General features: G+C 66.9%; 11 protein-coding genes. 6 read left to right on the top strand and 5 right to left on the bottom strand.

Annotated elements, in window-relative coordinates; all coding sequences use genetic code 11:
- Window positions 1–137: 137 nt before the first annotated feature.
- Together CAL28_RS08825 and CAL28_RS08820 are read right to left on the bottom strand one after the other, a co-directional pair.
- The gene (locus CAL28_RS08825) at window positions 138–728 is read right to left on the bottom strand and encodes a thermonuclease family protein (protein WP_094844500.1); all 591 of its coding nucleotides are present in this window, start codon (window positions 726–728) and stop codon (window positions 138–140) included.
- Between the two features lie 26 nt (window positions 729–754).
- The gene (locus tag CAL28_RS08820; protein ID WP_094841050.1) at window positions 755–1,792 is read right to left on the bottom strand and encodes a magnesium and cobalt transport protein CorA; all 1,038 of its coding nucleotides are present in this window, start codon (window positions 1,790–1,792) and stop codon (window positions 755–757) included.
- Window positions 1,793–1,962: 170 nt separating this feature from the next.
- On the opposite strand from CAL28_RS08820, the gene CAL28_RS08815 reads away from it, so the two are divergent.
- Both CAL28_RS08815 and CAL28_RS08810 read left to right on the top strand, forming a co-directional pair.
- The gene (locus CAL28_RS08815; protein WP_094841049.1) at window positions 1,963–2,883 is read left to right on the top strand and encodes a DUF72 domain-containing protein; all 921 of its coding nucleotides are present in this window, start codon (window positions 1,963–1,965) and stop codon (window positions 2,881–2,883) included.
- Between the two features lie 189 nt (window positions 2,884–3,072).
- A complete protein-coding gene (locus tag CAL28_RS08810) occupies window positions 3,073–3,312 on the top strand; it encodes a hypothetical protein (RefSeq protein ID WP_094841048.1) in 240 nt (79 codons plus the stop codon).
- Between the two features lie 13 nt (window positions 3,313–3,325).
- Here the strand turns inward: CAL28_RS08810 and CAL28_RS08805 are convergent, their stop codons facing one another.
- Window positions 3,326–5,401, bottom strand: coding sequence for an ATP-dependent helicase (locus CAL28_RS08805; RefSeq protein WP_094841047.1), 2,076 nt, complete (start codon window positions 5,399–5,401; stop codon window positions 3,326–3,328).
- Between the two features lie 202 nt (window positions 5,402–5,603).
- On the opposite strand from CAL28_RS08805, the gene CAL28_RS08800 reads away from it, so the two are divergent.
- Both CAL28_RS08800 and CAL28_RS08795 read left to right on the top strand, forming a co-directional pair.
- On the top strand, window positions 5,604–6,053 hold the full coding sequence (locus CAL28_RS08800) for a PA2169 family four-helix-bundle protein (RefSeq protein WP_094841046.1): 450 nt from the start codon (window positions 5,604–5,606) through the stop codon (window positions 6,051–6,053).
- Between the two features lie 220 nt (window positions 6,054–6,273).
- Window positions 6,274–7,230, top strand: coding sequence for a DUF72 domain-containing protein (locus CAL28_RS08795; protein ID WP_094841045.1), 957 nt, complete (start codon window positions 6,274–6,276; stop codon window positions 7,228–7,230).
- A 73-nt stretch (window positions 7,231–7,303) separates the two neighbouring features.
- Here the strand turns inward: CAL28_RS08795 and CAL28_RS08790 are convergent, their stop codons facing one another.
- A complete protein-coding gene (locus CAL28_RS08790) occupies window positions 7,304–9,181 on the bottom strand; it encodes a TRAP transporter large permease (protein WP_094841044.1) in 1,878 nt (625 codons plus the stop codon).
- Window positions 9,181–10,194, bottom strand: coding sequence for a TRAP transporter substrate-binding protein (locus CAL28_RS08785; protein ID WP_094841043.1), 1,014 nt, complete (start codon window positions 10,192–10,194; stop codon window positions 9,181–9,183). Before CAL28_RS08785 ends, CAL28_RS08790 begins: the two co-directional genes overlap by 1 nt.
- 558 nt (window positions 10,195–10,752) lie before the next feature.
- Between CAL28_RS08785 and CAL28_RS08780 the strand changes: the two genes are divergently transcribed.
- Window positions 10,753–11,595, top strand: a complete 843-nt coding sequence (locus CAL28_RS08780; protein WP_094841042.1) for an inositol monophosphatase family protein — start codon at window positions 10,753–10,755, stop codon at window positions 11,593–11,595.
- A gap of 150 nt (window positions 11,596–11,745) precedes the next feature.
- Window positions 11,746–12,690: a serine O-acetyltransferase EpsC gene (gene epsC, locus CAL28_RS08775; RefSeq protein ID WP_094841041.1), complete on the top strand. Its 945-nt coding sequence runs from the start codon at window positions 11,746–11,748 to the stop codon at window positions 12,688–12,690.
- Window positions 12,691–12,695: the final 5 nt, after the last annotated feature.

The raw sequence follows: 12,695 nt of genomic DNA, 5'->3' as shown, positions 1-12,695 counted from the left end.
CCGATTACACCGGACGAGCCGCCGCGATCGGCCAACCGCGGGTAATCCCCCAGGCATGCCGCGCCGCAAGTCCGGCGCGGCATGCCCGCTGGTCCGGCGTCACGCAGCAGCGTGGCCGTGATCCCGGCCGGCCGCGATCACGGCGCCGCCTGGCCCGCCACCGCGCATTTGCGTTCATTCCAGCATTCGAAGCGCCACACCCAGGGAGCCACCGCCCCCGGCTGCGCCCAGATGCCCTTGCGGCCCTCGCGCGCCGCGCGCTCCAGCGCCGGCAGCGACGCGTCGCGCAGGTATTCGCCGTGGCGCACGGTATTGGCCCAGGCATAGCCGGCTTCCACCTGCCGGCGGTTGGCGGTCTCGCCGCCTTCCGCGGGCAGGTCGCAGACGTCCCTGCCGTAGCGGTCCTGCTCGTAGCAGCGGGCCGTCAGCGTACGGCCGGCCACGAGGCTTTCCAGATTGCGCCGCGACGCCTGTGCGTAAGGCTGTCCCGGCTTGTCCTTGCCATGCCCGGTTTCGGGGGCGTCGATGCTTGCCAGGCGGATCTTGTACTGCCTGTTGTTCGTTCCCAGCAGGGTCACCGTATCGCCGTCGGCGACACGCACGATCCGTCCTTCCAGCGTGTAGCCTGGATGCGCGGCCCCCGCCGGCCCGCGCGACGACGAGCAATACGCCACACCCACACTGGCCATCGCAGCGACCGCTGCGATAACGGCGCGCGAGGCCCCCATGCGCCGCAACACGGCGCGTACAGCTTTTACAACCACCCTGCTCTCCGAAACCGCCAATACAACAACCCGCACGCCAGGGCGATGCCCCCCAGCGTCGCCGGGTATCCATACAGCCAGTGCAACTCTGGCATGTGTTCGAAATTCATTCCATAAATGCCCGCGACCGCCGTCGGCACGGCCAGGATGGCCGCCCAGGACGCCAGCCTGCGGGTCGTATCGTTCTGCTGCGACTGGCCGATCATCAGGCTCGCTTCGAAAGCGAATGCCAGCGCATCGCGCAGCGCGGCCACCAGTTCATCGATCCGCATGACGCGGTCGGCCACCTCGGCGAAGTATGGCCGGGCATGCTCGTCGATGGCCGTCATCTCCACGCGCGCCAGGCGCCGGCAGATCTCCGACATCGGAGCGATGGCGTTGTGTATGCGCAGCAGGTCGCGCCGCTGCCGGTACAGCCGCCGGATATCGGTATCTTTCGCCCCGCGTATCAAAAGCTTCTGTTCGGCGTTCTCCACCACGCCTTCCAGCCGCGTCACGCCCTGAACGTAACGGTCCACAAGGAAATCCAGCAGTTCTGACGCGATGTAGTCGCTACCGCGCGCCAGCAGATCCGGCGCGCCTTCCAGCCGTTCGCGCAGCGCGCTGTAGGGCGCCGTGGAGCCGCGCCGTATGGTGAACAGAAAGCCGTCGCCGATGATCAACTGCGTTTCGCCGAACAGCGGCCGATCGCCGTCCACCTCGAGCGTGACCGCGACCACCAGCACGACATTGCCGTAATCGATGATCTTCGGGCGCTTGTGCGGCTCCAGGATTTCCTCCATCGCCTTCGGCCCCAGTCGCAGCTCTTCACCCACGCGTATCAGCAGATCGGGATGGGGATTGCGCACGCCCAGCCACAGCAAGCGTTCCGACTGTCCTACATAGGAATGGATCTGCTCGATGGGCACGGCCTGGTCGCGGCGGCCTTTCACATACGAGATCGATGCGACGACCTCGCCGTTGTACTCACCGCCCGCGCCCTGGGCCGCAGCGGGACCGGCGGCCGGTTTGGATTCGGGATCCTGCATAAGTCCTTCCTTCAGGTCTCTTGAAAGGGCCGCGCGCCGGGCGGCTTCTCTTTCGAGCAACCGACGATGATAGCACCGGGCCCGGACGCCTCCGCCGGCCCGCGAGAGCGGGGACGGCATGGCGCTTGCAACGCGGCGGCAGGCTACATTGTCCCGTCGGAATCCCACGCATGGCTGAACATCGGCAACGATCCGCGGTTCGCATCGGCATTTCAGGATGGCGCTACGCACCCTGGCGCGGGCGCTTCTATCCGAAGGGCCTGCCGCAGCACAGCGAACTGGCCTACGCCGCGCATCAGGTATGCACGGTCGAAATCAACGGCACGTTCTATTCGCTGCAACGCCCGCCGCTGTTCGCCCGCTGGCGCGATGAAACCCCCGGCGGCTTCGTCTTCGCGGTCAAGGGGCCGCGATTCATCACGCACACGCTCAGGCTGCGCGACATCGACGAACCCCTGGCGAATTTTTTCGCCTCGGGCGTGCTGGCGCTGGGGGAAAAGCTCGGGCCATTCCTCTGGCAGTTGCCGCCCACCCTGCCCTGGGATGCGGCGCGCATCGAACCCTTCCTGGATATGCTGCCGCGCGACACGGAAGCCGCCGCGCGCCTGGCGCGGCGACACGGCCCGCGGATGAAAGGGCGCAGCCTGACCGAAACGGATGCCCGGCGTCCCGTGCGCCACGCCGTGGAAATCCGCCATCCCAGCTACGCCCGTCCGGAATTCATCGCGATGCTGCGACGGTACGGCGTGGCGCTGGTCACGGCGGATACCGCGGGAAAATGGCCTTTGCTCGAGGACCCGACAGCCGACTTCGCCTACGTCCGCCTGCATGGCGATAAAGCGCTGTACAGCAGCGGCTACAGCGAAGAGGCCATCGCGGACTGGGCACGCCGCATCGACGCCTGGTCCCGGGGCAGGACGCCGCGCGGAGCGCGCCTGGCCGGCCCGCGTCCGCGGCCATCGGGGGCTCGCGATGTCTATTGTTATTTCGACAACGATGTGAAAGTCATGGCGCCGCGCGACGCGCGCGCATTGATGAGCGCGCTGCGCCTGCCCATGCAGCCGGTCACGGAATCCGGCGCGCCGGCCTAGGAATGCCCATCCCGGCACCCGCGGCCCGTTGGCACGCATGGTCCGGCAAGCCGTGTCGCCGGCGGCTGCGCCAAGGCATGCCGATTGCTGCAGGGCAGATGGCGGCGCCGGGATGATCCGGTTCCGTATCCCCCAAGAGAATCGCGGTAGACGGTGCGGGCCGATCCGCCGCGACAGACGGAGAACGACATGACGCGAGAAAATCCGAAACAAGGTGGACAGTCCAAGGCCGACAAGGACGCCGATCGCCAGGGCGACAAGGTGCCTACCTACCAGGAGGCGCTGGACGAGGCCGTGGAGGAATCCTTCCCGGCCAGCGACCCGATTTCACCGGGCGTCGCGGAAAAAGCGGACCGCAAGGTTTCCACGGCCAAGGACGAAGTCGATTGGAAGGCCGACCACGACAAAAGCGGGAAGCAACGCAAATAGCCGCCGCCCGGCGCTAGAAAAGCCGGCGCAGCCGCGCCGCCACATCCACCTGGGCCACGGGTGTGGGCGCGGCGCCCCGCATGGGCGGCAGTTCGGGCGGTTTGGGCAAGGCTTCGAACAACGGCGCCAGGTTGTCCGGGATGAACCGCGTGCGTGACCCATAAACGTGCCGGTCGCCCATGCCGGTCTGCTGGTGCACATAGAATCGCTGCGGCACGATCAGGTGCAGCTCTTCCTTGGCGCGCGTCATCGCGACATACAGCAGGCGGCGTTCTTCCTCGATCTCTTCGGCCGAGCCCGTCGCCATATCCGATGGAATGCAGCCGTCCACCACGTTGAGTACGTAGACCGACTTCCACTCCTGCCCCTTGGCCGAGTGGATGGTCGACAGGATCATGTAGTCCTCGTCGCGCAGCGGCGCGCCGGATTCCGCGCTGGTCGCGTCGGGCGGATCCAACGTCAGCTCCGTCAGGAAGCGTTCGCGCGACGCATAGCCGGACGCGATGCGGGCAAGCTGATCCAGGTCGGCCCTGCGAACGCGCGCGTCCTCATACAGGCGCTCCAGGTGCGGCGCGTACCAGCGCAAGGCGACGTCCAGGTCCGCCGGCCACGCCAGGCCGGGGGCGCACAAATCCTTGTAGGCCTGGGCGAATCCCTGCCAATCCTCGCGCGCGGCGCTGCCGGGCTTGAACGCGTCCAGGGCCGCCAGGGGATCGGGCGCACCGTCCATCGCATCCAGCAGGCGCGCGGCCGTCGCCGGCCCGACGCCCGGCACCAGTTGCGCCACGCGGAACCCGGACATGCGGCCGCGCGGGTTCTGGGCCCAGCGCAGCAGCGCCAGCAGATCCTTGATGTGGGCAGCCTCCAGAAAGCGCAGGCCGCCGAACTTGACGAAGGGAATGTTGCGGCGGGTCAGTTCCAGTTCGACCGCCGCGCTGTGGCCGGAAGCGCGAAACAGCACCGCCTGCGACTTCAGCGTGGCGCCCGCCTCGCGCTGCGCCAGGACTTGGTCCGCCACCCAGCGGGCCTGGCCGGCTTCGTCGCTGACCGTGACCAGTTTGGGCCGGTTCGAGGACTTGCGCTCCGTCCACAGCTGCTTGGCATGCCGTTCGCGCGCCAGCGCGATGACGGCGTTGGAGGCATCCAGGATGGGTTGCGTCGAGCGATAGTTGCGCTCCAGCGTGACCACCTTGGCCGGCACCTTGAACTGTCCGGGAAAATCCAGGATGTTGCGTACCGTCGCCGCGCGGAAGGAATAGATGGCCTGAGCGTCGTCGCCCACCACCGTCAGGCCGCGGCCGTCGGGTTTCATGGCCAGCAGGATGGCGGCCTGCAGGCGGTTGGTGTCCTGGTACTCGTCCACCATGACGTGTTCGAAACGACCGCCTACGTCGCCGGCGATGTCGGGATGGACCATCATTTCAGACCAGTAAAGCAGCAGATCGTCGTAGTCCAGGACCTGCTGCGCCTGCTTGGCCTCGACATAGGCGCGGAACAGGCGCTTGAGTTCGTCCTCCCACTGCGCGCACCAGGGATAGACGTCCTTCAGGATACCGTCCAGCGGCGCCTGGCTGTTGACCACGCGCGAATAGATGGACAGGCAGGTTCCCTTCAACGGGAAACGGGATTCGGTCGACGACAACCCCAGCTCGTGGCGCAGCATCCCCATCAGGTCTTCGGAATCCCCGCGATCGTGGATGGTGAACGCTTCCGCCAGGCCGATGCGCGGCGCGAATTCACGCAGCAGGCGGGCGCCGATGGCGTGAAAGGTGCCCGCCCACGGCAAGGCGGGCGGCACGTGGCCGGCGCCCAGCCGCAGGACTTTCTGCAGCACCGCGCCGACGCGCCTTTCCATTTCGATGGCCGCGCGCCGGGAGAAAGTCAGCAGCAGCATGCGCTGTGGATCCGCGCCGCGCAGGATCAGGTTGGCGACCCGATGAGCCAGCGTGCTCGTCTTGCCCGAACCGGCGCCGGCGATGACCAACAGCGGCCCATCGTCCCGCGGACCGGCACCGTATTCGGCCGCTTCGCGCTGGCTGGGATTGAGGTCCGCGAGAGGATCGGGCACATCGGCGGGACGTTCGGACATTTGAAGACGGCAGGAGCCGGGGCACAACGCTCATGGATGGGCAGATGCCGCCAGCGGCGACACGACAGCCCGCAATAATACTGGATAAAACCTCAGCCCGGCGCGGGGCGCTCCCCTGGGAACGCGGTTTGCGAAGTGTCCGGTCCAGGGAAATCGCGCTGCGCGCGGGCACAGCGCGCCACCCGCTACCAAGGAGAATGCCATGGCCGATCGTATCGTCAAACTGCTGAACGACCTGACCGAAACCTGCAAGAACGGCGAAAAGGGTTTCCAGGTGGCAGCCGAGGACACCAAGGATCCGGAGCTGCGGGGATTGCTGCAGAATCGCGCCCAGGATTGCGCGGCGGGCGCCGCGGAACTTCAGGCCATCGTTGCGCGGCTCGGCGGCAAGCCGGAAACCGGCGGTAGCGTCGCCGGCGCCGTGCATCGCGGCTGGGTTCACCTGAAGGCAGCCGTTACCGGACGCAGCGATGCCGCCATCCTGGAGGAATGCGAGCGCGGCGAGGACGTTGCCAAGCAGGATTACACCAACGCCCTGCGCGAACCCCTGCCCGAAGACATCCGGGCGGTGGTGCAGCGGCAATATGAAGGCGTGCTGCGCAACCACGATCAGATCCGCGCCCTGCGCGACCGCTATCGCGCGAACGCCTGACCGCCGTCGCCGCGGGGACATGGGCCGGCGCCCACCGCCCCGCGGCCATCCACCGCCCGCATGCCATGGGCGGTGAAGGCGCTCCCGGTGGCAAGGGGGATTGAGGGATAATCCGCGGAGCGCCCAGGCGCCCGGCAAACCCGCACAGGGCATCTGCCGGCGCGCCGGCACCGGGCCGGCAACGCGTGCCGGGACCGCTACGCGACTCATGTCAGAAGCAATGCATTTCCCATCCGGGCAGCGGGCAGCCCAGCCTGCCGCCGGCTTTCCGGGCGCACCGTCCATCCTGGTCGGTACCGCGTCCTGGACGGATCCGACCCTGCTGGCGTGCGGCCGCTTCTATCCACCCGGCACCGCCGACGCACAGGCGCGACTGCGTTACTACGCGGCCCACTTCCCGATTGCCGAAGTGGACTCCAGCTATTACGCCCTGCCCTCCGCGCGCCATGCCCATGCCTGGGCGACGCGCACGCCGCCGGACTTCGTTTTCAACATCAAGGCATTCCGCCTGTTTACCGGTCACCAGACGCCTTTGGCCGCGCTGGATACCGACCTGCAGGATGCCTTGCGCCACAATGCCGGCGACGTCTGCTTCATCGATCAGTTGCCGCGCGAGGTCGTCGATGAAGCGTGGCGCCGCTTCGTCTTCGCGCTGGAACCCCTGCGCATGTCGGGCAAACTGGGCGCCGTGCATTTCCAGTTTCCGCGCTGGATCAAGCCGGATACGCGCGGCCGGGCCCGGGTGGCGGACTGCGTGGCCCGGCTGGAGGACCACGTCGCATCGGTGGAATTCCGTCATCGCGCCTGGTTCGAAGGCGCGGAGGCCACGTCGACATTGGACTTCCTGCGGCAACTGCGCGCGGTCCATACCGTCGTGGATGCCCCGACGGCATCGGAAGACAGCGTGCCGGCGATATGGGAAACCACGCGCGACGATCTGGCCCTGGTGCGCATGCACGGACGCAATGCCGCGGCCTGGATGTCGTCCGGCAGCGCATCTTCCAGCCGGTTCAACTACGAGTACAGCGTGGCGGAACTCGAAGAAATGGCTCGCCGGGTACGGCAGCTGGCGCAACGCGTGCGCAAGACCCACGTGATTCTGAACACCAACTTCGAGGACCAGGGCATGCGCAATGCGCAAGGCCTGATGCAGGCCTTGCAGCGGGCCCTGCCGTAATCGCGGACCGCGCCCGGCGCGGCGACAACCGGTTCACTGCCGACAGCCGCGAAAAGCGGCGCCCGCCACCGCTTTACTTCAGGAATCCAATGGACAGCCAGGGTATGGCCGCGACGATGACCAGGCCGATGGCGATGGAAACCAGGTAGCCCACGATGGCGCGCATGCCGCGGTCCGGCGCCACGCGGCTGATGGCGCACGCGGCGTAATATCCCACCCCGAAGGGCGGGGCGAACAGGCCGATGCCCATCGCCAATATCACCACCATGGCGTAGTGGACCTCGTGCACGCCGATCTGCCTGGCGATGGGGAACAACAAGGGGCCGAACAGCACGATGGCCGGGATACCTTCGAGCACGCTGCCCAAAATCACGAAGGCGACGATGGATACCGCCAGGAAGGTCACCGCGCCGCCGGGCAGCTTCGCCATCATATCGGCCAGCTGGTGCGAAAAACCCGATTGCGTCAGCGCCCAGGCCATGCCGGTGGCCGCGCCTATGATCAGCAGGATGGCGCCGGACAGGCTCGCGGTATCGACCAGCATGGGCCACAGGCGCTTGCAATCGAAACGCCGGTACACCAGCAAGCCGATCAGGGCGGAATAGACGATGCCGATGGTCGAGACCTCCGTGGCGGTGGCCACGCCTTCGACGACCGCCGCGCGGATCACGAAGGGCAGCGCCAGGGCCGGCAGGGCCACCACCAGCGCGCGCAGGATCTCCGCGCGCGTCGCGCGCGCGACCGTGCCGGCGTTTTCATGGCGGTTGCGGCGCCATACCACGAAGCAAAGCATCAAACCCAGCACCAGGCCCGGCAGCAGGCCGCCCGTGAACAGCGCGGTGATGGATACGCCGGTCACAGACCCGATGGTGATCAGCACCAGGCTGGGCGGTATGGTTTCGGTCTGGGCACCCGTCGCCGACAGCAACGCGACCAGCTCGCCTTCGCTGGCGCCGCGCTTGCGCATTTCGGGAAACAGCACCGGCGCGACCGCCGCCATATCAGCGGCCTTGGCGCCGGAGATGCCCGACACCAGATACATCGCGCCGATCAGCACGTACGACAGGCCCCCGCGCACATGGCCCAGCAGGCTGGCGAGGAAGCCCACCATGCGCTCGGCCATGCCCGTCATTTCGATCAGCAGGCCCAGGAAGACGAACATCGGCACCGCCAGCAGGATCAGATGCGACATGCCTTCGTCCATGCGCCCGACGACCACCATCATCGGCGTCCCGGTCGTCAAGGCGAGGTAGCCGAAAGTGGCCAGTCCGAAGCAGAATGCGATAGGCACGCCGGCGAACACGCAGGCGGCCACGATCACAACGAAAAACACCACCAGGTTGCCATTGCCCAGCGACGCGAACACCGGCTGCAGCGCCGTCATCGCGGCGACGATGGCGGCCACCAGCGCAACCGCGCCCACGGTCGCCTTCCATGCGCCGCGGCTCGCCAGCCGCAGCAAGGCGATCAGGATCATCAGCGCGGTGCCCACCGGCAGCGCCGCGGCGCGCCAGATGTTGGAAATTTCCAGGGCGGGCGTGGTGACGTACTGTTCCTCGATGGCGTACTCGTAGCCCGGCATGGCGATCATCAGCAGGAACGCCAACGCGCTGGCGACGGCCACTACGTCCAGGAAGGCGCGCGCCACCGGGGATGCGCGGTTCACCAGTGCCGTCATGCGCATGTGTTCGCCACGGCGGAATGCCACCACGGCGCCCAGCATGGCCAGCCACAGGAACAGGATGGAGGCCAGTTCGTCCGACCACACCAGGGGCGCGTGAAAGACGTAGCGTGCCACGATGCCGGCGAACAGCACGACGATTTCCGCGACCACCAGCATGGCCGCCGGAATCTCCACCAGCCAGCCCAGCGCGGCATCGGCCCCGGCAACCCAGGTAAGGCCCGCGGCCGCGCCGCCGGTTCCGCCGGCCTGCGTGCGCGTGCCCGGCATCACGACAGCTTGCCGACCGACTGTTCCAGGATGGCCCAGGCCTTCTCGCCGTACTTGCCCTGCCATTCCTTATAGAAGCCGGCCTTGCGCAAGGCGTCGCGGATGGGGCCTGGGTCCGGCGTATTGAAAACCAGGCCCTGCTGCGCCAGTTTCGTTTGCAGTTCGCCGTTCAATGCGAATGTGTCGGCGCGCATATTCATGCCGGCTTCGTTGATGTGCCTGGAAACGATGCCCTGGATGTCCTCCGGCAGTTTTTCCCACGCACGCCGGTTCATCAGGAACCAGAAGCCGTCCCACATGTGGTTGGTCATGGAGCAGTACTTCTGCACTTCATAGAGCTTGGCGGTCTGGATAATCGCCAGGGGGTTTTCCTGGCCGTCCACGATGCGGGTCTGCAGCGCCGAATACGTCTCGTTGAAGTTGATGCTGGCCGGCGCCGCGCCCAGCGCCTGGAACATGGACGTCCACAACGGGCTGACCGGCACGCGGATCTTCATATCCTTGAAGTCGCCGGGACCGTTGATGGGACGCGTGCTGGTCGTGACCTGGCGAAATCCGTTGTCCCAGATCTTGTCCATCACGAGCAGGCCCTTGGCCTTGATCTCGCCGCGGATGAACTCGCCCAACCGGCCGTCCATGGCCTTCCATACCGTGTCGTAGTCGGGAAACGCAAACCCCACGCCACTGATGGAGGCCGTCGGCACGAGCGTGGAAAGGATCAGCCCGGACAGCGTGAAGAACTCGACCGCGCCGGCGCGCAGCTGGCTCAATGTATCGGTATCCGAGCCCAGCTGGCTGCTGGGGAAGATATCCAGCTGGAAACGGCCGTTCGTATCCTTGGCGATCGCCGCGGCGGCTTCGCGCGCGCGCACGTTCATGGGATGCGTGGCGGGCAGGTTATTGGCGTACTTGTAGCGGAAAGGGGCTGCCGCAAGCGCACCCCGTACCGATGCCGCGGCAAGCACAGCGCCGCCCGCGGCGGTAAGCATCAACTTCCGTCGTGTCTGGTCCATCCTGTGTCCTTTGTCTCCGTTTTGTTTTTCCGCTGCGTCGTGTGGCGATGCGCGCTTGCCGCGCGCAGGCGCCGCGGCACTGCGCCAGGCAGTAGCCGCCGCGCGCGGCGAAAAGTATTAGAGCATAGAGGCATTGCAGATGGCTTAAGAATGTTCCGGGACTATTACCGCCAGGCATCGTGGACTTCAACGCCCCTAGCGCCGTCCCACGGCCGCTGCACCGGCTATTTATCCCCACATTATGTGGACAACCCTTGGGATAGAAGTTGTGCAGGTCGGAAAATGCCTTTGCGCACAAGCACTTGGCAGGAGCGAGCAGGGATGGCCCAGGCATGCCGCGCCGCTTTATCCCCACGTTTTGTGGACAACCCTTGGGATAGCTTCGGGGCAGTTCCAAAAATGCCTTGCTGCACAAGGACTTGGGGGTGGCGCTTAGAATCGGTGCAACGGCCGCCCCATTCCGGCATCCGCGCCGACGGCAGCGTCTCGTGGTAGATTCGGCTCCCGTCCCAGCTTTTCCCGGGCCCGCGCCCGGGGGCACAGCCCGGCCAGACCATCATGCTTCGATCGATCAATCGTGAAGACACGCGCCGCATCGTCGCGCTCATGGCGGAAGCCGCGGACGCCGAGATCATGCCGCGCTTTCGACGCCTGGCCGCGAGCGCCGTACGCAACAAGACATCGCCCCTGGACGTCGTCACGGATGCCGACGAGGCGGCGGAGCGCATGATCGGCGAACGGCTTGCGCGCGCCTATCCGGGCGCCGTGGTGGTCGGCGAAGAGGCCTGCTCGCGCAACCCCGCCCTGCTGAATGTGTGGATCGACGCCGAACTGGCCTTCCTTATCGATCCCATCGACGGTACGCGCAATTACGTGGCCGGCCTGCCGCTCTTCGGCGTGATGGTGGCCGCGGTCAGCCGCGGCGAAGTCATGGCGGGCATCATTTACGACCCCCTGTGCCGGGACGCCGCCATCGCGATACGCGGCGAGGGTGCGTGGCTGGAAAGCGAACACGGCGAACAGACGCCGCTGCGGGTGGCCGCGCCGGCGACAACGGACGCAATGACCGGGCTGATCGCCGTGCGGCATCTGGACGATACGCTGCGCGCCACCGTCAATGCCAATGCCCTCGGGCTGGCGTCCTCGACGATACTCAATTGCTCGGCGCACGAATACCGCATGATCGCCGGCGGCCATGCGCACATCCTGCTGTATGGGCAACTGATGCCCTGGGATCACGCGGCGGGGTGGCTGCTGCATCGCGAGGCCGGCGGCTACGGCGCGCATTTCGACGGGTCGCCCTACAAGCCCACCCATCGCGGCGGCGGGCTGCTTTACGCGCCCGACGCGGGCAGCTGGAAGGCCGCAAGGCGCCTGTTGCTGGGCGGGGACCAGGACTAGCCCATCGGGGCCGGCGGCTCATAAACCCTGTGCATGGCAAGGTTTGCCCCCGCGGATACCCTGCCATCGGGGTAAATTAGGATTACGCCGCCGATGCGCCCCCCAGGTACCGGCGGCGATATGTCCTCTTCCACTCGCAGCCTGAGCGCCATGAATGCACCCTTGAACCCACACAGCGCGTCCTGGAACCTGGATCGCATCGTTTCGGAGCTGCGCGGGGTCCGTACCGAATGGCGGCAGCCGCTCGGACGCCTGCGCGATGCCGGCGGACGGGAATTCCCATCGCAGGAAAGCCTGCGCCAGATCGTCTCGGCGCTGTGCGGCGCGCTCTTCCCCATGCGCCTGGGCCCCATCGACCTGCGCGAGGAGCTCGAGGACTTCTACGTAGGCCATACCATCGGTACGGCCCTGGATGCCCTGTTGCACCAGGTGCGGCTGGAACTGAACCATGCCGAGCGCAACCACGGCCCCATCCGCGATGAAACCGAACAGCGCGCCGTGGAAATCGTACGCGCCTTCGGCGCGCAGCTGCCCGCCGTGCGCCGCAAGCTCGACGCCGACGTGATCGCGGCGTACCAGGGCGATCCGGCGGCGCGCAGCGTCGACGAAGTCCTGCTGTGCTATCCCGGCGTGATGGCGATGATCCACCATCGCCTCGCGCACGAACTCTATCTGCTCGGCGTGCCGCTGCTGGCGCGCATCGTCGCCGAGATCGCGCACGCCGATACCGGCATCGACATACATCCGGGCGCCACCATAGGCCGCAGTTTCTTCATCGACCACGGCACCGGCGTTGTCATCGGCGAAACCGCGGTGATCGGCGACCGCGTCCGCCTGTACCAGATGGTGACGCTGGGCGCCAAGCGCTTTCCGCCGGGCGACAACGGCGAGCTCAAGAAAGGCCTGCCACGCCATCCCGTACTGGAGGACGACGTGGTGGTCTACGCGGGGGCGACCATCCTGGGACGCATCACGATCGGACGCGGGTCTGTCATCGGCGGCAACGTATGGCTGACGCGGGACGTGCCGCCCGGATCCAACGTAACGCAGGCCGGCACGCTGAATACCTCGCCCGACGCCGGGCTTGGCGGCTGACCGCC

Origin of the sequence: Bordetella genomosp. 11 (genome assembly GCF_002261215.1) — a bacterium.
Classification (GTDB): Bacteria; Pseudomonadota; Gammaproteobacteria; order Burkholderiales; family Burkholderiaceae_B; genus Bordetella_C.
This window is presented reverse-complemented; position numbering and strand designations above follow the sequence as displayed.